21 protein-coding genes and 1 riboswitch are annotated in these 21,165 nt (G+C 65.8%); of the genes, 16 read left to right on the top strand and 5 right to left on the bottom strand.

From position 1 onward, the window contains the following. Window positions 1-287: 287 nt before the first annotated feature. The gene (locus tag GC088_RS07115) at window positions 288-2,639 is read left to right on the top strand and encodes a RelA/SpoT family protein (protein ID WP_323961985.1); all 2,352 of its coding nucleotides are present in this window, start codon (window positions 288-290) and stop codon (window positions 2,637-2,639) included. On the opposite strand, the gene GC088_RS07120 is transcribed toward GC088_RS07115, so the two are convergent. The 3 genes from GC088_RS07120 to GC088_RS07130 form a co-directional block, all read right to left on the bottom strand. Then, window positions 2,636-3,268 (bottom strand): hypothetical protein, encoded by a 633-nt coding sequence (locus tag GC088_RS07120; RefSeq protein ID WP_323961691.1) that lies wholly within the window; start codon window positions 3,266-3,268, stop codon window positions 2,636-2,638. The genes GC088_RS07115 and GC088_RS07120 overlap by 4 nt on opposite strands. A gap of 121 nt (window positions 3,269-3,389) precedes the next feature. Next, a complete protein-coding gene (locus GC088_RS07125) occupies window positions 3,390-4,907 on the bottom strand; it encodes a DUF349 domain-containing protein (RefSeq protein ID WP_323961693.1) in 1,518 nt (505 codons plus the stop codon). A 60-nt stretch (window positions 4,908-4,967) separates the two neighbouring features. Continuing rightward, a complete protein-coding gene (locus GC088_RS07130) occupies window positions 4,968-5,753 on the bottom strand; it encodes a peptidylprolyl isomerase (protein WP_323961695.1) in 786 nt (261 codons plus the stop codon). A 178-nt stretch (window positions 5,754-5,931) separates the two neighbouring features. Here GC088_RS07130 and hisS point away from each other — a divergent pair, with 178 nt between their 5' ends. Beyond that, complete coding sequence (gene hisS / locus GC088_RS07135) at window positions 5,932-7,389, top strand: histidine--tRNA ligase (protein ID WP_323961696.1); 1,458 nt, start codon at window positions 5,932-5,934, stop codon at window positions 7,387-7,389. On the opposite strand, the gene GC088_RS07140 is transcribed toward hisS, so the two are convergent. After that, window positions 7,289-8,536: an APC family permease gene (locus GC088_RS07140; RefSeq protein ID WP_323961698.1), complete on the bottom strand. Its 1,248-nt coding sequence runs from the start codon at window positions 8,534-8,536 to the stop codon at window positions 7,289-7,291. The genes hisS and GC088_RS07140 overlap by 101 nt on opposite strands. A gap of 121 nt (window positions 8,537-8,657) precedes the next feature. Here GC088_RS07140 and aspS point away from each other — a divergent pair, with 121 nt between their 5' ends. The 9 genes from aspS to hisF all read left to right on the top strand — a co-directional run bounded on the left by aspS (window position 8,658) and on the right by hisF (window position 16,518). Continuing rightward, on the top strand, window positions 8,658-10,445 hold the full coding sequence (gene aspS / locus GC088_RS07145) for an aspartate--tRNA ligase (RefSeq protein ID WP_323961700.1): 1,788 nt from the start codon (window positions 8,658-8,660) through the stop codon (window positions 10,443-10,445). Window positions 10,446-10,567: 122 nt separating this feature from the next. Continuing rightward, window positions 10,568-10,701, top strand: a riboswitch (FMN riboswitch). Window positions 10,702-10,835: 134 nt separating this feature from the next. After that, window positions 10,836-11,912 (top strand): bifunctional diaminohydroxyphosphoribosylaminopyrimidine deaminase/5-amino-6-(5-phosphoribosylamino)uracil reductase RibD, encoded by a 1,077-nt coding sequence (gene ribD / locus GC088_RS07150; RefSeq protein WP_323961701.1) that lies wholly within the window; start codon window positions 10,836-10,838, stop codon window positions 11,910-11,912. Continuing rightward, entirely contained in the window at window positions 11,913-12,542 is a 630-nt protein-coding gene (locus tag GC088_RS07155) for a riboflavin synthase (RefSeq protein WP_323961702.1), read from the top strand. It begins immediately after the preceding gene. A 35-nt stretch (window positions 12,543-12,577) separates the two neighbouring features. Further along, window positions 12,578-13,246 (top strand): 3,4-dihydroxy-2-butanone-4-phosphate synthase, encoded by a 669-nt coding sequence (ribB, locus tag GC088_RS07160; RefSeq protein WP_323961704.1) that lies wholly within the window; start codon window positions 12,578-12,580, stop codon window positions 13,244-13,246. After that, entirely contained in the window at window positions 13,243-13,893 is a 651-nt protein-coding gene (ribA, locus tag GC088_RS07165; protein WP_323961706.1) for a GTP cyclohydrolase II, read from the top strand. Before ribB ends, ribA begins: the two co-directional genes overlap by 4 nt. Window positions 13,894-13,977: 84 nt before the next feature. Next, the gene (gene ribH / locus GC088_RS07170; RefSeq protein ID WP_323961708.1) at window positions 13,978-14,466 is read left to right on the top strand and encodes a 6,7-dimethyl-8-ribityllumazine synthase; all 489 of its coding nucleotides are present in this window, start codon (window positions 13,978-13,980) and stop codon (window positions 14,464-14,466) included. Between the two features lie 63 nt (window positions 14,467-14,529). Beyond that, the gene (locus tag GC088_RS07175; RefSeq protein WP_323961709.1) at window positions 14,530-14,793 is read left to right on the top strand and encodes a phosphoribosyl-ATP diphosphatase; all 264 of its coding nucleotides are present in this window, start codon (window positions 14,530-14,532) and stop codon (window positions 14,791-14,793) included. 95 nt (window positions 14,794-14,888) lie between these two features. Further along, on the top strand, window positions 14,889-15,731 hold the full coding sequence (gene hisG / locus GC088_RS07180) for an ATP phosphoribosyltransferase (protein ID WP_323961710.1): 843 nt from the start codon (window positions 14,889-14,891) through the stop codon (window positions 15,729-15,731). Between the two features lie 16 nt (window positions 15,732-15,747). Further along, window positions 15,748-16,518, top strand: a complete 771-nt coding sequence (gene hisF / locus GC088_RS07185; RefSeq protein WP_323961712.1) for an imidazole glycerol phosphate synthase subunit HisF — start codon at window positions 15,748-15,750, stop codon at window positions 16,516-16,518. 22 nt (window positions 16,519-16,540) lie between these two features. On the opposite strand, the gene GC088_RS07190 is transcribed toward hisF, so the two are convergent. Next, on the bottom strand, window positions 16,541-17,185 hold the full coding sequence (locus GC088_RS07190) for a TIGR03085 family metal-binding protein (RefSeq protein ID WP_323961987.1): 645 nt from the start codon (window positions 17,183-17,185) through the stop codon (window positions 16,541-16,543). Between the two features lie 80 nt (window positions 17,186-17,265). Here GC088_RS07190 and hisI point away from each other — a divergent pair, with 80 nt between their 5' ends. The 5 genes from hisI (at window position 17,266) to trpC (ending at window position 21,122) form a co-directional block, all read left to right on the top strand. Beyond that, entirely contained in the window at window positions 17,266-17,667 is a 402-nt protein-coding gene (hisI, locus tag GC088_RS07195; RefSeq protein ID WP_416377525.1) for a phosphoribosyl-AMP cyclohydrolase, read from the top strand. 84 nt (window positions 17,668-17,751) lie between these two features. After that, window positions 17,752-19,311, top strand: coding sequence for an anthranilate synthase component I (locus tag GC088_RS07200; RefSeq protein WP_323961715.1), 1,560 nt, complete (start codon window positions 17,752-17,754; stop codon window positions 19,309-19,311). Further along, window positions 19,308-19,931 (top strand): Trp biosynthesis-associated membrane protein, encoded by a 624-nt coding sequence (locus tag GC088_RS07205; RefSeq protein WP_323961717.1) that lies wholly within the window; start codon window positions 19,308-19,310, stop codon window positions 19,929-19,931. Before GC088_RS07200 ends, GC088_RS07205 begins: the two co-directional genes overlap by 4 nt. Window positions 19,932-20,003: 72 nt before the next feature. After that, window positions 20,004-20,312: an HGxxPAAW family protein gene (locus tag GC088_RS07210; protein ID WP_323961718.1), complete on the top strand. Its 309-nt coding sequence runs from the start codon at window positions 20,004-20,006 to the stop codon at window positions 20,310-20,312. Then, window positions 20,313-21,122: an indole-3-glycerol phosphate synthase TrpC gene (gene trpC, locus GC088_RS07215; protein ID WP_323961719.1), complete on the top strand. Its 810-nt coding sequence runs from the start codon at window positions 20,313-20,315 to the stop codon at window positions 21,120-21,122. The last annotated feature ends 43 nt before the right edge of the window (window positions 21,123-21,165 follow it).

A 21,165-nucleotide genomic window follows, 5' to 3' on the forward strand; every position in this document is an offset into this window, starting at 1 on the left:
CCGACCGGTACCTGAATTCAGCACATCAGCGGCCCGGCACCCTTGGTGCCGGGCCGCTGACATTTCATCGGTTGTTCAATAGGTGCCGTCCGTTACGCGGTCGGGGGAAAGGGCCGCAGCGCGGGCCCGCGGCAGATAAACTTGGAGAGTCAACCTGGAGTGTGGGATGTTGTAGCCCTTAACCAAACCCGGTGGGGTAGGTAGTAGCTGCAACAGAAGAGGGGTTATGGGTGGCTGAAGCCAATGGTTCAGGACGCCCGTCCGGCACCGGTCAAACCGGAGCCGGCATGGAGTCGCGCGTGCAAACGGCCAGGGCAGCCGCGCCTGCCACTGTGAGGCCGGGCTCGTCGCCGTCGTTGTCCGGACCCGACCAGCCCAGCAGCGCGCCCGGCCGGCGCGAGCGCACCCGGGCGCGTCTGGCCCGACTGGCAGGACGCGGTACAACCTCGGGCTATTCGCCCATCCTCGAACCACTGTTGCGCACCGTGCGGGCCAACAACCCCAAAGAAGACCTGGAGTTCATCAAGCGGGCCTATGAGGTGGCCGAGCGCAGTCATGCCGGGCAGAAGCGCAAGAGCGGCGACCCGTACATCACCCACCCTGTAGCGGTCGCCACCATTCTCGCCGAACTCGGAATGACCGGCACTACGCTTGCGGCCGCGCTCCTGCACGACACCGTTGAAGACACCACTTGCACGTTGGAGGACATCCGCCGGGACTTCGGCCAGGAAGTGGCCATGCTCGTGGACGGCGTCACCAAGCTGGACAAGGTTTCCTTCGGTGACGCCGCACAGGCAGAGACTGTGCGGAAGATGGTCGTGGCAATGGCCAAGGACATCCGGGTGCTCGTGATCAAGCTTGCGGACCGGCTGCACAATGCCCGTACCTGGCGCTTTGTCTCCCCGGAATCCTCAGCCCGCAAGGCGCGCGAAACCCTCGAGATCTTCGCCCCGCTTGCCCATCGCCTGGGTATGAACACGATCAAGTGGGAGCTTGAGGATCTGTCCTTCGCCGCCCTGCATCCCAAGGTCTACGAGGAGATCGTGCGGATGGTCGGGGACCGCACGCCCGAAAGGGAGAAGCACCTCAACCTGGTGCGCGGGCAGATCGACGAAGACCTGCGGTCGGTGAAAATCAAGGCCACGATCACCGGCCGGCCGAAGCACTACTACTCGATCTATCAGAAGATGATCGTTCGTGGGAAGGACTTCGACGACATCCACGACCTCATGGGCGTGCGGGTCCTGGTGGACAGCGTGCGTGACTGCTACGCAACCCTCGGCCAGTTGCATGCGCGGTGGAACCCGCTTCCCGGCAGGTTCAAGGACTACATCGCCATGCCGAAGTTCAACATGTACCAGTCGCTGCACACCACGGTGATCGGACCGGGCGGCCGGCCGGTGGAGATCCAGATCCGTACCCACGACATGCATCGGCGGGCTGAATACGGTGTGGCAGCCCACTGGAAGTACAAGAATTCCGCCGGTGTCCGGTCAGGAGGCGCGCCCGACAACAGTGACATGGGCTGGCTCCGGAGCCTGGTGGACTGGCAGCAGGAGACATCCGACCCGGACGAGTTCCTCGATTCCCTTCGCTTCGAGATCAACGCCCAGGAAGTGTTCGTCTTCACCCCCAAGGGCGAGGTCATGGCCCTGCCCGCGGGGTCCACGCCCGTCGATTTTGCCTATGCCGTCCATACCGAGGTGGGCCACCGCACCATCGGCGCGCGCGTCAACGGGAAACTGGTTCCACTCAACAGTGAACTGAACCATGGCGACCGGGTTGAGATATTCACCTCCAAGGCGGAGGGCGCCGGTCCCAGCCAGGACTGGCAGGGGTTCGTCAAGAGCCCGCGTGCGCGCAACAAGATCCGGCAATGGTTCACCAAGGAACGCCGCGAAGAGGCCATTGAAAAGGGCAAGGACCAGCTGACGCGCACCATGCGCAAGCAGAATCTGCCCCTGCAGCGCCTGATGACCCACGAGGCACTGACCGCGGTTGCCCAGGAACTTCGGCACGCCGACATCTCCGCGCTGTACGCTGCCGTGGGCGATGGACACACCTCAGCACAGAATGTCATCGAGCACCTGATCACCCTGATGGGGGGCCATGCAGGGGCCGAGGATGACATCGCCGAGGCCACGGTCTCCACCCAGCCCCGCCGCCCCAAGTTCTCGGACTCGGGCGTGACGGTGCGAGGGGTGGGCGACGTTTGGGTGAAGCTTGCACGGTGCTGTACCCCTGTGCCGCCGGATCCCATCGTCGGCTTTGTAACTCGAGGCTCAGGTGTCTCGGTGCACCGGCACGATTGCCGCAACGTCGTGGAATTGCGGGACCAGCCCGACCGGATGGTGGATGTGGAATGGGCGCCCACGCAGTCCAGCGTGTTCCTGGTCGAGATCCAGGTGGAAGCACTGGACCGCAAGAGCCTGCTCTCCGACGTCACCAGGGTTTTGTCGGAAAACCACGTCAATATCCTGGCGGCCAGCGTGAACACTTCCACTGACCGGGTGGCGATGTCCCGGTTCGCCTTCGAGATGGGCGATCCCAAGTACCTGAACCACATCCTCAACGCGGTGCGCCGCATCGACGGTGTCTTCGACGTCTACCGCACCACGGGCGCAAACCGCCGAATCTAGCTAACGCCCCGTAGCGCTTCCCGCAGCCGGCCAAGAGCTCGCGACTTTCCGGGGATACGCGAGGAGCTCTCAAGCGAGAGGACCACGAGGTGCAGCGGACATCGCAGCTCCGGCGAAGCTGCGATGTTCTGCAGGGCGACCACCGCCCATGGGTCCTGGCCGTGAATTGCGATGTCCAGTGCTGTCCGCAGCGGCGACGTTACCTCCACCCCGCCGATTGACCGCAAATCGCAGGGGCCAAGGGTGACCTGATGCATTACCGCGTCGCTGAAAGCCGGAAGAGCCGTGGTTCGGCGGCGGTGATCGGTGACCAGACTGACGAGTGCCGGAGCCGGGGCGCACCCGTAGACCCAGGCCGCGCTCTGGCGAGCCAGCGCGACGCGTCGGTGCAGCGAGCGGGGTACCGAGTTGATGGCCGACTGCGCCCGGATGGCCGGTGTCGCCGGTTGGTCAGTACGCACGTAGGACTTGCCACACACATGCGTCATCAGTCCGTCCATACGCATCGCCTGTAGTTCGGCATGGGTGAATAGGTTTCCGCCGTGAAAAAGCACGCCGCCGGTGGAGTTGATGGAAAGGTTTCGTTGACCCGGCCTCAGCCCTGTTGCGGTTCCTGGCGGTAGTGGCATGAATCAAGCTTTCCCGTCCTGGGACCAAAGAGAAAGTCCCGGCCGGACCGTTGTGGATAACGGTTCGGCCGGGACTTTCTCTCCTGCAGACTCTCTCTTGCAGACTCTCTCTTGCAGAACTCTAGGAGAAGTCCTGCGCCGACCGCTGCAACATGTCCAGCCACTGGCGGCGGGCGTCCAGCGCCTCGCGCGCTGCCGTGATGCGACGGGCGTCACCGTCCTTCTCAGCGGCTGCGAGGTCCTCTTCGAGCGAGGCGATGGTGCTCTCAAGCTGGCTCAGCGCGCTATTCGTCCGCGCTTTGGTTTCAGGGTTGGTGCGCTGCCAGTGCTCGTCTTCAGCGGCCTTCACAGCATCCTCGACCTCGCGCAGGCGGGCTTCGATCCGCCCCATGTCGGCCCGCGGCACCTTGCCTGCGTCTTCCCAGCGGTCACGGATCGACTGAAGCGCCTTGCGGGCCGCCCCGGCATCCTTGACCGGCAACAACTGCCGAGCCTCGGCCAGCAGCGCTTCCTTCACAGCGAGATTGGCGCCGTACTCCTCGTCAATGGCTTCGTTGGCAGCCTTGCGGGCGGCGAAGAAGGTGTCCTGTGCGGCCCGAAACCTCGACCACAGGGCGTCGTCGTCCTTGCGGCTTGCACGCTTGGACGCTTTCCACTCGTCCATCAGGCGGCGGTACTCCGCTGCTGTAGGCCCCCAGTTCGTGGAGGATGAAAGCTCCTCAGCACGACGGATCAGCTCTTCCTTTGCGCGCTTCGCTTCAGCGTTGTCATTGTCCAGCTGGGAAAAGTATGCGCGGCGGTGCCGGTCGAACACGGTGCGGGCGGAACGGAACCGCTTCCAGAGTGCGTCCTCGGTACCGCGACCGAGCCTCAGCCCGGACTTCTGCGCAGCCTTCCACTGTTCGAACAATTCGTTCATGCGGTTGCTGCTGGCCTTCCACTGCACGGTGGAGGGATCACGCCCGGCGATTTCCTCAGCTTCAGCAACGATCGCCTCCCGCGCCTGCAGTTCGCGCGCACGTGCGGCGTCCTGCTCTGCCTTCTCAGCGGCTTCGAGTTCGGTGACGAGCGAGGTCAGTGCATCCAGCCGGGCCTCAAGCGCCCGGACGTCACCAACCATCTTCCGCTCCGCAATCTGCTCACGAAGGTGGGAAGCGGTCTTGCGCATATCGGTGGTGGGGGCTTTCGCATGCACGCGCTGCTCCAGGAGCGTTACCTGCCCGGCGACCTCGTCGTACTTGCGCACGAAGTAGGCGAGCGCTTCCTCCCGGGATGCGTCGGGGTACTGTCCGACGGCGAATTCCTCGCCGTCCACGATCAGGAAGACATGGCCGTCGTCCTCCACGCGGGCAAACTTCTCAGCCTCGGACAGCGGCGTGGTGTGGATCGGGGGAGTGGCGACGACGCTCGGGGCGGCTGCACCGTTGGGCCGGGGCCCCAGGGCTGCCGGGGTTGGCCGGGGGCTTGCACCCTTCGGGCCTGGGATCGGCGAAGGCTGCTGCGCAGGTTCGGCCGCTGAATCGGCTGTCTGTTCCGGCGTCTCCTCCGGCGTAGAGGCTGCAGCGCTTTCTGCGGGCTCTGGCTGTCCTTCGGTGGATTCTGTTACGGGGGTTTCGTCGGATTTCTGACTGTTTGTCACCGCTAAAACTCTTTCGCTGGTTGGATGGCCGGGCTGCCGTCTTACTTATCGCTTGGCTGATTACTGCAGGGTTAACGAGTCTATCGTCACAGGCGTTGCCGGGGGCCCGTCCTGCCCGCCGCCCTCGACACCGCCCTCGGCGATCTCCTGGACAACGTCCAGGCCCGACGTCACCGATCCCATGATGGTGTATCCACCGGTGTTCTGCGGAATTTGCGAGTCTTTGTAGACGATGAAGAACTGCGTGCCGTTGGTGTCCGTTTCCGATCCACGGGCAACAGCGATACTTCCTGCAGGGTAGGAGCCATCCTGCGGACTGTTTTCGACGGGCCCCCAAAGATAGCTGGGATCGCCGGCACCGTCGCCATTGACCGAGCCGCACTGCAGGACGCCCATGGTGGGGGCCGTGGTCAACCGGTGGCAGTTCTTCCCGGCGAAGAAGCCGTCCTCCGCAAGCGAGGAGAAGACCGCAACAGCCTGTGGCGCAACGTTCCCGTCGAGCTTCACCCCAATCTCGCCGGCGCTCGTTGCGAGGGTTCCGGTGAAGACACGGCCCTCAGCGGTTGACGGATCGGGGATGTTCGGACCGTTTCCCGTTGGCTCAGCGCTTGCTGCTTCGGCGTCGCCGGCTGCTTCCTCGAGCGCGGCCATCTCCGCAGGCGTCGGGTTGGAGCTGAACCAGAAAACCTGCAGGGCGACTGCCAGCACCAAAACCACCGCCGCGGCCAGCGCAGCCAGACGGTTGTCCCTCCGCCGGCGCTGTTGCTGCGACCGGCCCAGCGCCCGTTTCGCTTCGATCTGGCTCAGCTGACGGCGCATCTCGCGTCCGCGTCGGTCGGCGGCCACGTATCCTCCCGGGTTCGGCGGGAACGCTCCGGGCCGGTTAGCCTGCCCCGGAGCGAACCCCTAAAATGAATGCCGCAGACAGTGTAGGCACAGTCACCGACAGCTGCCGTGCTTCACCGCTGATCCCGGACCGCTCGGTTGGGGAACCCGCATCCTCGTCCCCAAGGAGAGTTGCCGCATGGCACGTAAGTCCTCATTGTCCGGATTTCCCGAATGGCTCCCGTCAGAGCGCCTCGTGGAGCTGCACATCCTGGATACCCTGAGGCGGACCTTCGAGCTGCACGGGTTCTCCAGCGTCGAGACCAGGGCAGTCGAGACGGTGGCACAGCTTCTTCGGAAGGGCGAGATCGACAAAGAGGTCTACGCGGTATCACGACTACAGGAGGACGAGCCCTCGGCCGCGGCCGGTGAGGATGCCCTGGCGCTGCACTTCGACCTGACTGTTCCCTTTGCCCGCTACGTGGTGGAGAACGCCGGGCATCTTGCCTTCCCCTTCCGGCGCTACCAGATTCAGAAGGTGTGGCGGGGCGAGCGCCCGCAGGAGGGAAGGGCGCGCGAGTTCACCCAGGCCGACATCGATGTGGTGGGCGACGGCGCCCTGCCCTTCCGCTACGACGTCGAGCTTGCCCTGGTAATCGCAGAGGCCCTGGGTGCCCTGCCCATTCCCGACTTCCAGCTGCGTATCAACAACCGCAAGCTCGCCGAAGGCTTCTACAGGGGAATCGGACTGACCGACACCCCGGGAGTCCTGCGCAGCATCGACAAGCTGGAGAAGATCGGGCGGGAAAAGGTTGCCGCGCTGCTGAAGAGTGAGCTGGGCGCGACCGACGAGCAAGCGGAAGCGGCGCTCAACCTCGCGGCCATCCGTACCGAGGACACCTCCTTCGTTGAGCAGGTCCGCGCCTTCGGAGTTCAGGACGAGCTGCTGGATGAGGGCCTCGCCGAACTGGAACAGGTGATCGGGGAGGCATCCAAGCGCGCGCCTGGTCGGGTGATCGCGGATCTCAGCATCGCCCGTGGCCTCGACTATTACACCGGCACCGTCTACGAGACCGTGCTGGTCGGTCATGAGTCACTCGGCTCCATCTGCTCCGGCGGCCGCTACGACGCCCTGGCGAGCAAGGGCAACCGGACGTTCCCCGGCGTCGGACTTTCCATCGGCGTCACCCGACTGGTGACCAGGATCCTCAGCCAGGAGTTCGCGTCCGCTTCCCGGCAGGTGCCGACGGCGGTACTCGTCACCCTGGCGAATGACGACTCGTGGTCAGCCGCCCAGGATGTGGCGGCAAGCCTGCGGGAGCGGGGAATTCCGGTGGAGGTTGCGGCTTCCGCAGAGAAGTTCGGCAAGCAGATCAAGTTCGCTGACCGCCGCGGCATTCCTTTCGTGTGGTTCACCGCCGAGGACGGCACGCACGAGGTAAAGGACATCCGATCGGGCGAGCAGGTTGCGGCCGATCCGCTGTCGTGGACCCCCCGGCCGAGGACCTGTGGCCTGCAGTCCTGCCGAAGGGCTGAAGCAGCCTCCGCGAATGACTTCAACCGCGCCGTCGTCGTGCCAGCACCACGGCGGCGCGGCCCAGCAGGCCGACGGCGAGAATTACCAGCATGGTCACCACAGACTGAACGGGCAGGGTGAAGGCGAGCAGCAGGCACCCTGCCAGCCCGAGCATGTTGAGCGCGCGGGGCGCGTACCACGGCCGGGACGAAAGCGTCAGTGCCGAGAGGTTGGTCACCGCGTAGTACAGCAGAACGCCGAAGCTGGAGAATCCCACGACGGTGAGTACGTCAGTTGTCAGCAGCAGTGTGATGACGACGGCGGCGATCGCCAGTTCTGAGACGAACGGAGTGGCGCGCCGGCGTGAGACCAAGCTGAAGATCCGTGGCAGGTCACCTTCCCGGGCCATCGCCAGGGAAGTACGGGCGATGCCGCTGATCAGGGCAAGCAGCGCGCCGAGGCTTGCCAGCGCCGCCGCGATGGCGACTGCGAGCAGGGGGACGGCTTCTCCCGCAGCGAAGTTCCCGTTTGCGAAGACCTCCGCCAGGGGCGCTGTTGAAGCGGCGAGCCGTTCAGCTCCCACCGCGTGCAGCAGCCCAAAGGCCAGAAACAGGTACAGGGCGAGCGTGAAGCCCAGGGCGCCGAAGATGGCGCGGGGGATGTTCCGCGCCGGTTCACGCACCTCCTCACCCATTGTGGCGATGCGTGCGTATCCGGCGAAGGCGAAGAACATCAGGGCCGCCGCCTGGAACACACCCGTGCCGGGGGAGTCCGGCGTCGTGCCGCCTTCGCCCGGTTGGGCGAAGGCGGCGACCACTACGAAGCCCAGCACGGGAACCACCAGCGAGACGATGATCCGGGTCATCAGCGCGGTCCGCGTCACTCCGAGCAGGTTCACGACGGTCAGTGCGACGACGGCGGCGACTCCCGCCGGCTTGGCCACTTCAGGCGCGGCATACAGGCCGAAGGTCAGGGCCATCGCGGCGCAGGAGGCGAGCTTGCCCGTGAGGAAGCACCATCCGGCCAGGAAGCCGGGCCACTCGCCCAGCTGCCTGCGTCCGTAGATATAGGTGCCGCCGCTGACCGGATGGATGGCGGCAAGCTGCGCCGAGGCTGCGGCATTGGCATACGCGACGATGGCTGCCAGGACGACGGCGATCGGCAGCAGGGGACCGGCGGCAGCTGCGGCCGGTGCGAAGACGACGAAGACACCGGCGCCGATCATGGAACCGATGCCGACGGTGGTGGCGTCGAACCCGCCAAGTTGTCGTTTCAGCGCCTGCGGCATTCGCGGGTTCCCATCCTGGAATTGTGCGGCGGACCAGTGGCCGGAACTGCCCCGTATCCGGCGGTAAACTCGATCATTGAGTTCCTACTCTTCGAAATCTAACCACACCGGAAGGAATGCTGTGCTGCGCACACATGACCTTGGTTCCCTGCGGACCGGGCACATTGGACAGACCGTTACTCTCGCCGGATGGGTGGCCCGCCGTCGGGATCACGGTGGCGTCGCATTCCTCGATCTTCGCGACGCATCCGGTGTGGCGCAGGTGGTTGTGCGCGAGGAGGAGGTTTTCGCAGGCCTCCGCAACGAGTACGTACTGCAGATCGTCGGCACCGTCGAGAAGCGACCTGAGGGGAACGAGAACCCGGCGCTGGCCACCGGTGAAGTGGAAGTCATGGCCGAGAAGGTCACCATCCTCAACACCGCTGATCCGCTTCCGTTCCAGGTCGATGAGCACGTTGAGGTGGGCGAGGAAGCACGCCTGAAGCACCGTTACCTCGACCTGCGGCGTCCTGCACCGAACGCCAACCTTCGCCTTCGCTCCGAAGCGAACCGTGTGGCCCGGGAGCTCCTCCACAAGGACGGCTTCGTCGAGATTGAGACTCCCACTCTCACGCGCTCCACCCCGGAAGGAGCCCGTGACTTCCTGGTGCCCGCGCGCCTCGCTCCCGGCTCCTGGTACGCGCTGCCGCAGTCGCCCCAGCTGTTCAAGCAGCTTCTCCAGGTGGGCGGTTTCGAGAAGTACTACCAGATCGCGCGCTGCTACCGGGATGAGGACTTCCGCGCCGACCGCCAGCCCGAGTTCACCCAACTGGACATCGAGGCAAGCTTCGTGGAGCAGGACGACATCATTGCTCTCGGCGAGGCCATCGTGAAGGCGCTCTGGAAGCTCATCGACGTTGAGATCCCCACACCGATCCAGCGGATGACCTACGCGGACGCGATGCACCGCTACGGCTCGGACAAGCCGGACCTGCGGTTCGGCCTGGAGCTCACCGACCTGACCGAGTACTTCAAGGACACCGAGTTCGGCGTGTTCAAGGCCGGCATTGCCGCCGGCTATGTCGGCGCCGTCGTCATGCCCGGCGGTGCCGCCCAGCCGCGCCGCCAGCTTGACGCCTGGCAGGAGTGGGCCAAGCAGCGTGGCGCGAAGGGCCTTGCGTACGTCCTGATTGACGACGACGGCAGCCACCGCGGGCCCGTTGCCAAGAACCTGACCGACGCCGAGCGGGAAGGCCTCGCCGCGGCCGTCGGCGCCAACCCCGGCGACTGCATCTTCTTCGCGGCAGGCGAGAAGTCGCCGTCGCGCGCGCTCCTGGGCGCTGCACGCGTCGAGATCGGACACCGTACCGGACTGATCGATCCCAACGCCTGGGCGTTCGTCTGGGTTGTTGACGCACCAATGTTCGAACCGGCGTCCGACGCTGTCGCAGCGGGCGACGTGGCCGTGGGTTCCGGCGCGTGGACGGCTGTGCACCACGCGTTCACGTCGCCCAAACCCGAGTTCATGGACTCCTTCGACACCGACCCGGGCAGCGCGCTGGCCTACGCCTACGACATCGTCTGCAACGGAAACGAGATCGGCGGCGGATCCATCCGTATCCACCGGCGCGACGTGCAGGAACGCGTCTTCGCGGTCATGGGCCTGAGCGCCGAGGACGCGCAGGAGAAGTTCGGCTTCCTCCTTGAGGGCTTCAAGTACGGCGCGCCCCCGCACGGTGGAATCGCCTTCGGATGGGACCGCGTGGTTGCACTGCTCGCCGGAACCGAATCGATCCGCGACGTCATCGCATTCCCGAAGTCGGGCGGCGGTTACGACCCTCTCACCGCGGCGCCGGCACCCATTACTGCCCAGCAGCGCAAGGAAGCCGGCGTGGACGCCAAGCCCAAGGAAGCAGCCGGCGCGGGCTGACCGGCGTGCCCGGGCTGGCCGGCCTCCCAGGCCAGCCCGGCCAGTCCGTCAGCCGGTGCCCCGTCAGCCGTTCCCCAGCACGGACATCCGAATTCAAAAGTTGTGAAAGAATGTCCACGTACAACGTGCTCCGGGGTCGGTGAAAGTCCGAACCGGCGGTTATAGTCCGCGACCCGCCCGACTGGTTTCCAGGAGGGTGGTTGAGCCGGTGAAATTCCGGCACCGACAGTTACAGTCTGGATGGGAGAAGCACGTGCGGCCGGCGCTGCCCTTCAGGTGGCGCGCCGCTCGTGGCCGGCTGATGCCGGCTACCGTCGTTAACCCTGGAGCCACCGCGCTATATGTAGGGAACGACATGAATCTCGACGGCAGGCTCGATCGGAGCCAGGCATGACCGCGCCCCAGCCGCACTTCACGGCAGCGGAGATGGCCGCCATGGAGCATGCGCTTCAGCTGGCCGGCACGGGCGTGCGCGGTGCGAATCCGCTGGTGGGTGCGGTCATTCTGAACAGCGACGGCGCTATGGTCGCCTCCGGAGCGCATCACGGCGCAGGAACCGACCACGCAGAGGTAGCGGCTCTCAAGAATGCGGCTCGGCAGGGAGCAGATCCTGCCGGATGCACCATGGTGGTGACACTCGAACCGTGCAATCACACCGGGCGGACGGGACCGTGCGCCGCGGCGGTCGCGGCAGCAGGAATTCGTCGCGTTGTGCACGCCGCCTCGGACCCGAATCCTGAAGCCGCGGGCGGCGCCGCCTGGCTCGCCGAGCGGGGTGTCGACGTCGCCGGCGGTCTGCTGGCCGGTCCCGCGGAGGAGCTGAACCGGCGCTGGATCCAGGCCATGCAGGAACGCCGCCCCTTTGTCACCGTGAAAGTCGCGCACAGCCTCGACGCGCAGTCCGCTGCGGCAGACGGCTCAAGCCAATGGATCACCGGCCCGCATGCCCGCGCTGACGGGCACACCATCCGTTCACGTGTTGACGCAGTGCTCGTCGGTACAGGAACGGTACTCGCGGACGATCCCCGTCTTACCGCCCGGGTACTCGACGGCTCCGACGCGGAGCGCCAGCCGCTGCGCGCCGTCATGGGCCTGCGGGACGTGCCCGAGGAAGCCGCGATCCGGGGTGACGGCTTTGTGCATCTACGCACCCAGGACCCCGTGGCCGCTCTCGGCGAGCTGTACGGGCGGGGGGTCCGCCACGTCCTCGTGGAGGGTGGACCGCAGCTCATCGGCGTGTTCCTCATGGCGGACCTCGCCGACGAGCTCTTCAGCTATATCGCTCCGATGCTGCTTGGCTCTGGTATCCCGGCCTTCCAGCGGCTGGGCGTCGCAACCCTGACGGACGCGCACGTGTGGCGTCTCGATCCTGACGGCGCCGACGCCGTTGCACAGCTGGGCGACGATGTCCGGCTCCACTTCAAACCCATCACGCCGCCGCCGGCGGCCACAGTGAAAGGCCGATGAGTGTTCACAGGAATTGTCTCCGGACAGGGCAGGGTTACTTCCCTCAAGCCCACCCCGGACGGCGAAAGCGCCGTGCTCGAGTTCGATGCCGGTGATTCCGCCGCCGACCTCGAGCTTGGTGGATCGATCGCAGTCAACGGTGTCTGCCTCACCGCAACCCAGATCCGGCAGGGACACGTCAGCGTCGATGTGATGGGGGAGACCCTCGCGCGCACCACGATCGGCAGCCTGGGCGAGGGGGACCGCGTGAACCTGGAGCGCTGCGTTCCTGCAACCGGCCGCCTCGACGGGCACGTCGTGCAAGGGCATGTCGACGGCGTCGGCACCCTCCTTGAGCGCGAGGACCAGGGCGCCTGGGAGCGCCTGCGCTTCAGCGTTCCGGTTCCCCTGGACAGGTACGCCGCCGAGAAGGGTTCCATTGCGGTCGACGGGGTGTCACTGACGGTCACCGCCGTGAGCGAACCCGGTGCTGCCGAGCCCTGGTTCGAAGTCGGCCTCATCCCCACGACCCTGAGCGAGACCGGCCTGGGGGAGAAGAAGATCGGTGACCCCGTGAACCTCGAGATGGATGTCCTGGCCAAGTACGCCGAGCGGCTGCTTTCCTTTTCCGGGAACGGAGAGCGCGCATGATCCCGGCACAGGCCAATGCGAACGCTCCTGGAAGCGTGAGTGAGGCGAACCCCGGGCGGGTCTTCGAGATCGCTTTGGACCCTATCGAGGACGCGGTGGCGGCCATCGCCGCCGGCCGGCCCGTCGTCGTCGTCGATGATGCCGACCGGGAGAATGAGGGCGACATCATCTTCGCCGCGCAGTTCTCCACCACCGAGCTCATGGCGTGGACCATCCGCTACACCTCGGGCGTGCTGTGCGTTCCGGTCACCGGCGAGATCGCAGACCGGTTGGAACTGCCGCCGATGGTCGTTGATAACCAGGACTCAAAGCAGACCGCCTACACGGTCTCGTGCGACGCGGCCGTCGGCGTCAGTACGGGCATCAGCGCAGCGGACCGGGCGCTGACGGCGCGCCTGCTGGCCGCGCACTCCACAGCGGCGTCGGACCTCACACGCCCGGGACACATGTTCCCGCTGCGGGCTGTCGAGGGCGGCGTGCGCGCACGGCGCGGACACACCGAGGCGTCGATCGACCTGTGCCGGCTGGCCGGCGTGCAGCCCGCCGCTGTCATCGCGGAGCTGACCCATGACGACGGCGAGATGATGCGCCTGCCTGCCCTGCGGGAATTCGCTACGCTGCATTCCGCGCCGCTGGTGTCGATCGAGGACCTTGTTGCCTATCTGGGCACCGACGACTCCGGAGAATTCGGAGGCATCGAATGAGCACAGTGTCCGGGGGGCCGGTAGTAACCATTCCGACGGCGTTCGGCACCTTCTCGGCGCAGGCATGGGTGGACCCGGTGACTGGAGTGGAGCACCTTACGATGTCAGCACCCGGCCCCGGCGCCGACGACGGTACCGACCCGTTGGTGCGCCTGCATTCCGAGTGCCTTACCGGGGACGTTTTCGCCTCCTTCCGTTGCGACTGCGGCGAACAGCTTGAGCAGGCGCTTGGGCTTGTCCAGGAGCAGGGCGGGACGGTGGTCTACCTGAGGGGGCAGGAGGGCCGCGGAATCGGCCTTGCCAACAAGCTGCGCGCCTATGCCCTGCAGGAAAACGGTGCGGACACGGTTGAAGCGAACGAGCAGCTCGGACTTCCGGTTGATGCGCGCGACTACCAGGCGGCGGCCGGGATCCTCACCGAGCTGGGTATCACCCGGATCCGCCTGCTGAGCAACAATCCGGTCAAGCGTGAGCACCTGGAACGGTACGGGATCACTGTTGCCTCGATGGTGCCGTCCCAGATTCCCTCGCGCCTGGAGAACCAGCACTACCTTGAGACGAAGCGCGACCGCCTGAACCACCAGCTGTCGCACCTCGAGGAACGCTTCTACCAGCACCCGCACGAAAAAATCGTCCAGCAAAGCTGAACGGATCCGTCGGAACATCTGACGGACCCCGTTCCTACCAAGCAAGTCCAGACCAACACCGAAACTAGTCTCCGAAGGAGAACCATGGCCGGCCACGGCGCGCCCACGATCGACATCACCGACATCAATCAGAAGCAGCCGCTGCGGCTGGCCATCATCGCCGCAAGCTGGCACACGGCCATCATGGACGGACTGCTCGACGGCGCCCGGCGCGCCGCGGCGGATGCTGGAATTGAACCGGACGTACTTCGGGTTCCGGGCAGCTTCGAGCTGCCTGTTGCTGCGGCCCGCCTCGCACCGCACTATGACGCCGTCGTCGCCCTCGGCGTCGTAATCCGCGGCGGAACGCCGCACTTCGACTACGTGTGCCACGCCGCGACGTCGGGACTCACGGACGTCAGCGTGCAGACCGGCGTGCCGGTGGGCTTCGGCGTCCTGACCTGCGACACCGAGGAGCAGGGCCTGGACCGTGCCGGGCTGGAAGGGTCCAGCGAGGACAAGGGATACGAGGCAACTGTGGCTGCGCTCTCGACCGCGGCGTCGCTCGCGCCGTGGCAGGCCGTGAACGCATAGACCTTCGTCACATACAACAGGGGCGATACGGCGGATCGGGCGGAACGCAGTAACCTAGGCAGAGTGAAATCCTTCGATAGCCTCTTCGCCGAGCTGAGCGAGAAAGCTGCTGCCCGTCCATCCGGGTCCCGCACCGTAGCCGAGCTGGACTCCGGCGTGCATGGGATCGGCAAGAAGGTTGTGGAAGAAGCCGCCGAAGTATGGATGGCGGCGGAGTACGAGTCGAAGGAAGCAGCCTCGGAGGAAATCTCACAGCTGCTCTACCACCTTCAGGTCATGATGATCGCCAAGGGACTCACTCTCGAGGACGTCTACAAGCATCTGTAGCCGCGCGCCATGCCTCGGCTGTACCCGCGCGCGGCCCAGCGCCCGCTTCAAGGAAACTTCCCATCCGAGGAACCCCCTCCTGATAAAGGAAACCCATGCTTCGAGTAGCAGTCCCCAACAAGGGGTCCCTGTCCGAGTCCGCCTCCGCCATGCTGAGCGAGGCCGGATACCGCCAGCGCCGCGATTCCCGTGAACTGGTGATGGTGGATCCGGACAACGACGTTGAATTCTTTTTCCTCCGCCCCCGCGACATCGCCGTCTACGTCGGCTCCGGAACGCTTGACGTCGGAATTACCGGCCGGGACCTCTTCCTCGACGCGCAGGTGGAGGCCGAAGAGCTCCTGCCCCTGGGCTTCGGTGCGTCGACCTTCCGCTTCGCCGGGCCGATCGGCCACTTCTCCTCAGTTACTGAACTGCACGGCCGCCGGCTCGCCACCAGCTACGACGGCTTGCTGCGCGATTTCCTGGCAGAGCAGGGAGTCGAGGCCACAGTCGTCCGCCTGGACGGTGCGGTGGAGTCTTCGGTACGGCTTGGCGTGGCCGACGCTATCGCCGACGTCGTCGAAACCGGCAACACGCTGAAGGCGGCCGGGATGGAGATCTTCGGCGATCCGATCCTGCGGAGCGAAGCGATCCTGATCGGCCGCAAGGGAGCTTCGCCGGACGGGTTGGACATTCTCATCCGACGCCTGCAGGGTGTCCTCGTTGCCCGCCAGTACGTGCTGCTTGACTACGACATCCGCAAGGAACTGGTGGACCAGGCCGCCGCGCTGACCCCGGGGCTGGAATCACCGACTGTCTCGCCGCTGCGCGATTCGGAGTGGGTTGCCGTGCGGTCCATGGTCAAGCGCAACAGCACCAACAGGATCATGGATGAGCTCTACGACCTCGGCGCGCGCGCCATCCTCGTGAGCACCATCCACGCCTGCCGGATCTAGGACGGACGGAACTGCAATGAGTGTGGCAATCCGTGTAATTCCCTGCCTTGATGTGGACGCCGGACGCGTGGTGAAGGGCATCAATTTCGAGGATCTCCGCGACGCGGGAGATCCGGTGGAACTGGCTCACCGCTACGATCGCGCCGGAGCAGACGAACTGACCTTCCTCGACGTCACAGCGTCGTCCGGCAACCGGGCAACAACGTTCGACGTCGTTGCCCGGACGGCCGAGGAAGTCTTCATCCCTCTTACGGTGGGAGGCGGGGTCCGCCAAATTTCCGACGTCGACACCCTCCTGCGCGCCGGCGCGGACAAGGCCTCCATCAACACAGCTGCGGTGGCACGGCCCCAGGTCATCGACGAGATCACGTCCCACTTCGGCTCGCAGGTGCTGGTCCTCAGCCTCGATGCTCGCCGCACGCATGACTCCTCCACCCCCTCCGGTTTCGAGGTCACTACCCACGGCGGACGGAAGGGCACCGGGATCGACGCGGTTGCCTGGGCCCGGGAAGCGGCTGACCGGGGCGTGGGTGAAATCCTGCTGAACTCCATTGACGCCGACGGCACACGTGAGGGCTTTGACCTGGAGATGATCCGGGCCGTCCGCGCAGCCGTTCGGGTGCCCATCATCGCTTCCGGCGGAGCGGGTGAGCCCGCCCATTTCCCGCCTGCCGTCGAGGCCGGCGCCGATGCTGTGCTGGCTGCGTCTGTCTTCCACTTCGGCCCGGTGGACGCCATCGCCGAGGTCAAGAAGGCGATTGCGGACGCGGGCTTCCCCGTCCGCTAGCCGGCAATTCCGGCCGTTGGAGCTAGAGCCCTACTTCGGCGCTTTCAAGCAGCGCCACGGCGTCGGGCTCACCCTCGAAGGTGACGAGTGCGTGGCGTGTCCTGCCGTGCGCGTGCATGAGGAGCTCGCCGGGCTCGCCGACAATGGCCACCGATACGGGCGCCCGTCTTGCCACGTGCCGCGGCCCGTCAGGCCGCACGAGGACGATGCCGAGGTCTACGCCGCGGTAGAGGATGGCAGCCCGCTTGATCAGCTCATCCCACAGAGCGTTTGAGTACGTCTCGTCCAGTGCGCGCGGCGCCCAGCGGCTCGTGGCGCGCCGAACGTCCTCCGTATGGACGAAGTACTCGATGAGGTTGGTGCTGGTGTCGATCGACGGCAGGCGCATCGGCGAGAGGAAGGGTGGTCCCTTGCGGAATTCGTTGACCAACTTTTCGTACTCGGCTGCGGTGGAGGCAGTTGCAGCCCTCTTACGGGTGGCTTTTTCCGAGACCACGGCGAGCGGCTTGATGATCGCTCCGATTCCGACGCTTGGCCGGTGCTCACGCAGGTAAAGGTGCGCCGCGAGCTCCTTGGTTTGCCAGCCGTCGCAGAGGGTAGGCGCGTGCGGCCCTGCCGCAAGCAGCGTCTCGGCGAGGACTTCACGGGAGGGATCAACGAAATGCATCACTGCTGAAAATAGCACGGGAGCCTTCCTCCTGGCTCGGGTGAACCGATGATCTGCAGACGAGACTAGAATCGATGTCGATGTCACTTCACCCCGAGACCCACGGCTCTTCTCTCTCCGTGGACGCCCCTGCACTCGATCCCGCCATCGCCGACGCCCTCAAGCGCGATGAGGCGGGACTTGTTGCCGCAATCATCCAGGCCCACGACACCGGGGAGGTCCTGATGCTCGGCTGGATGGACGATGAGGCGCTGCGCCGCACCCTCACCACCGGCCGCGTGACGTTCTACTCGCGTTCCCGCCAGGAATACTGGCGCAAGGGCGACACCTCCGGGCATGTGCAGTACGTGAGATCCGTGGCCCTGGATTGCGACGGCGATGCACTGCTGGTGCGGGTGGAGCAGGTAGGCGCGGCGTGCCATACCGGAAGCCGGACCTGCTTCGACGGCAGGGAACTTCCCGCCGTCGTCGGATCCGTTTAGCCCGGCCGGGCCCGGGCAGGTACGCAGTAAGCAACAGGAGTTGGCCCACCGAGCGGGTGGGCGGGACAGGGAAGACATAGTCACATGGATGAGCTTGGAGTAATCACCCCCGGCCTGGAGGAGTTCCGCGCCCTCGCACGCGACCGGCGGGTGATCCCCGTGCGCCTGACGGTGCTCGACGACGCGCACACGCCGATCGGCATCTACCGCAAGCTCACCGACGGGCATCCCGGCACTTTCCTGATGGAGTCCGCCGCCGAGGGCGGGGTCTGGTCACGGTACTCCTTCATCGGTGTCAATTCGCGTGCCACGCTGACCACGAAGAACGGCGAGGCCTGCTGGCTGGGGGAACCGCCAGCGGGTGTGCCCACCGAGGGGAACCCGGTTGAGGCGCTGCGTCAGACTGTCGAGGCGCTCCAGACGGCCCGCTTCGAGGGGCTGCCGCCCTTCACCTCCGGGATGGTCGGCTTCATCGGCTGGGAATCGGTCCGGCACTGGGAACGGCTCACGTCGCCTCCCGAAGATGACCTGGAACTGCCCGAACTGGCAATGAACCTCGTCACGGATATGGCGATCCACGACAATGCGGGCGGCAAGGTGACCCTGGTCGCGAATGCAATCAACTACGACAATTCCTCGGAGCGGGTGGACGAGGCCTGGCACGACGCCGTCGCGCGCGTTCACGCAATGCTGCAGCGCCTGGCCGCCGCTTCGGTCCAACCCGTGTCCGTCCTCGCCGACGGTGCGCTCGACGGTGCATCCCTCACTGCGGGGATCCGCGAGCGGTGGGACCGCGATCAGTATCTGGCGGCCATTGACCGTGGCAAGGAAGCGATCGTGGATGGCGAAGTCTTCCAGGTGGTCATTTCCCGCAGGTTCGAGCTCGACTGCGACGCCCCCGCCCTGGACGTCTATCGGGTGCTGCGCGCCACGAACCCCAGCCCCTACATGTACCTGTTCAGCCTTGAGGACGCCGCAGGACGGGCCTACTCGATCGTCGGGTCTTCACCGGAAGCACTGGTCACTGTCAACGGCTCCGAGGTGATCACCCACCCGATCGCCGGCTCCCGTCCACGCGGCAAGACGGGGGAGCGTGATCGCGAGCTCGCCGAGGAGCTGCTCGCTGACGAGAAGGAACGCGCCGAACACCTGATGCTGGTGGATCTGGCGCGGAACGACATCTCGAAGGTGTGCCTGCCGGGAACGGTCGACGTCACCCAGTTCATGGAGGTGGAGCGGTTCAGCCACATCATGCACCTGGTGTCCACCGTGGTCGGACAGCTTGATCCTGCACGTTCTGCCTATGACGTACTTGCTGCGACTTTTCCTGCCGGCACCCTTTCGGGCGCCCCGAAGCCGCGTGCGCTGCGGCTGCTCGACGAATTGGAACCGCACAGGCGCGGAATCTACGGCGGAGTGGTGGGCTACCTGGACTTTGCGGGAGATATGGACATGGCCATCGCCATCCGCTCGGCCCTCCTGCGGGACAACCGTGCCTATGTCCAGGCCGGTGGCGGAATCGTCGCCGACTCGGAACTGGAGGCCGAGGCGCTCGAGACGGTCAACAAGGCTGCCGCACCCCTGCGCGCCGCCCGCATCGCAGCGAGCCTGCGTCCCGTAACGGAGGCCGGCGCACCACTATGACGACGTCGGCGGACAACACCGGAGCCGGCTCGCTCCGCCGGAAGCGGGGCCAGCGCCGGGGGACTGTGGTTCTTGCCACAGCGGCAGCAGCGCTTGCTGCCTTCGGCAGCACCACCCAGACCTGGCTTTCGGTCGCCCTGCCTCAGACAGCGGTACAGACGCCGGACCTCTCGGTTCCAGGTTCCGAAGCAGCCACTGCCGTAACGGCGTTCGCGCTGGTCGGATTGGCGGCTGGACTGGCCGCCTCCATCGCCGGTCCGATCGCGCGTTGGATAATCGCCGTCATCCTTACGGTCGCCGGCGCGGGCATCACCTGGAGCACCCTTTCGGTTGCAGCCGATCCTGCAGCCGCCGCTGCGCCCGCCATTGGCGAAGCACTGGGAGTAACCGGACAGGCCGGGGTAGTAGTTTCCGGCACAGCGATGCCGTGGGTGGCAGCCGCGGCGGGAGTACTGCTCGTTGCCTGCGCTGCGTGGCTGCTGGTCGCGGGACGGACCTGGGGTGCGGCGAAGCGCTACGAAAAGTCCGGTTCCCGTGGATCAACATCACGTCCCGCCACGGCTTCGGACGAGATCGACAGCTGGGACAGCCTGACCCGCGGAGAAGACCCGACCAATTGAGCCTTCACCAAACCAATCCGCTGTCCAATCAATGGCAGAATGGATCCCGACGACAGCACAAGGAGAAACGCCATGGCTAAAACCGCGCCTGAAACCCATGAGAACGACACACCGATGGTTGAGCATGCCGCTGCCCACGATGAGACCATCGGGCACGGCAACAGCCCCGCTGCCTGGACCTGCGTTTTCGTGATGCTGGCCGGCGCCGCGCTCTCCTCTTTTGCGTACATCCTCGCCAGCACCGAAGGCAACAAGGATTTCGGCACGCTGCTGTTCTGGATCGGCGCCCTGATCATTGTTATTGGGCTCGTGCTCGGCTTCGTACTCAAGAAGGCCGGGTTCGGCGTCGGCGGTCATCGCCTCAAGAACTCCGGGCACTAAGTGACCGTTCTCGACGACATCATTGCCGGAGTCCGGGAGGACCTGGACACGCGCAAGGCGCGCCTTCCGCTTGAGGAGGTGCGGACCCTTGCTGCGCAGGCACCCGCCCCCCGCGATGCCCACGCTGCACTGTGTGACGGCGCTTCGGGCCTCCGCGTCATCGCGGAGGTGAAGCGGAAAAGCCCCTCGAAGGGGGACCTGTCCGCAATCGCAGACCCGGCCGAGCTCGCCTCCGCCTACGAGCGCGGGGGCGCAGCAGTCGTCAGCGTCCTGACTGAAGAACGCCGGTTCGGCGGGTCGCTCGCCGATCTCGATGCTGTCCGCGCCGCCGTCGAACTGCCGATCCTCCGCAAGGACTTCACGGTCGACGAGTACCAGATCTGGGAAGCGCGCGCCCACGGCGCCGACCTGATCCTCCTGATCGTGGCCGCGCTCGACGACGCCACCCTCGCATCATTCCTTCGGCTCACGGAGGAACTCGGCATGCACGCGCTCGTGGAGACACACACCGCCGAGGAAGTGCAACGGGCTGTCGCGGCCGGCGCCAGGATCATCGGCGTGAACGTACGAAACCTCAAGACACTGGATATCGACAGGTCGGTGTTTGCAGACCTGGCAGAGCTCATTCCCGCCGGTGCGGTGGCGGTCGCCGAGTCCGGCGTTCGCGACCTCGCCGACGTCGAGCTCTTTGCCGCCGACGGCGCCCGGGCGGTGCTTGTCGGCGAGGCGCTGGTGCGCCACGACAACCCTGAAGTGACTGTGCGCGAATTTTCCCGTGTGCGCACTGTCGCATCGGGTTTGACCTCCTGACGCGGTCGGTCCCCGTCCGCCCAGCTTCACTCATCACGACAGG

The organism is Arthrobacter sp. JZ12, assembly GCF_035189165.1.
Classification (GTDB): Bacteria; Actinomycetota; Actinomycetes; order Actinomycetales; family Micrococcaceae; genus Arthrobacter_D.

Coding starts and splice junctions, on each gene's coding strand:
- GC088_RS07115 (WP_323961985.1), top strand. CDS start 288: ATGGAGTCGCGCGTGCAAACGGCCAGGGCAGCCGCGCCTGCCACTGTG.
- GC088_RS07120 (WP_323961691.1), bottom strand. CDS start 3,268: ATGCCACTACCGCCAGGAACCGCAACAGGGCTGAGGCCGGGTCAACGA.
- hisS (WP_323961696.1), top strand. CDS start 5,932: ATGGCACGTAAGTCCTCATTGTCCGGATTTCCCGAATGGCTCCCGTCA.
- GC088_RS07140 (WP_323961698.1), bottom strand. CDS start 8,536: ATGCCGCAGGCGCTGAAACGACAACTTGGCGGGTTCGACGCCACCACC.
- ribD (WP_323961701.1), top strand. CDS start 10,836: ATGACCGCGCCCCAGCCGCACTTCACGGCAGCGGAGATGGCCGCCATG.
- ribA (WP_323961706.1), top strand. CDS start 13,243: ATGAGCACAGTGTCCGGGGGGCCGGTAGTAACCATTCCGACGGCGTTC.
- ribH (WP_323961708.1), top strand. CDS start 13,978: ATGGCCGGCCACGGCGCGCCCACGATCGACATCACCGACATCAATCAG.
- hisG (WP_323961710.1), top strand. CDS start 14,889: ATGCTTCGAGTAGCAGTCCCCAACAAGGGGTCCCTGTCCGAGTCCGCC.
- hisF (WP_323961712.1), top strand. CDS start 15,748: ATGAGTGTGGCAATCCGTGTAATTCCCTGCCTTGATGTGGACGCCGGA.
- GC088_RS07190 (WP_323961987.1), bottom strand. CDS start 17,185: ATGCATTTCGTTGATCCCTCCCGTGAAGTCCTCGCCGAGACGCTGCTT.
- hisI (WP_416377525.1), top strand. CDS start 17,266: ATGTCACTTCACCCCGAGACCCACGGCTCTTCTCTCTCCGTGGACGCC.
- GC088_RS07200 (WP_323961715.1), top strand. CDS start 17,752: ATGGATGAGCTTGGAGTAATCACCCCCGGCCTGGAGGAGTTCCGCGCC.
- GC088_RS07205 (WP_323961717.1), top strand. CDS start 19,308: ATGACGACGTCGGCGGACAACACCGGAGCCGGCTCGCTCCGCCGGAAG.
- GC088_RS07210 (WP_323961718.1), top strand. CDS start 20,004: ATGGCTAAAACCGCGCCTGAAACCCATGAGAACGACACACCGATGGTT.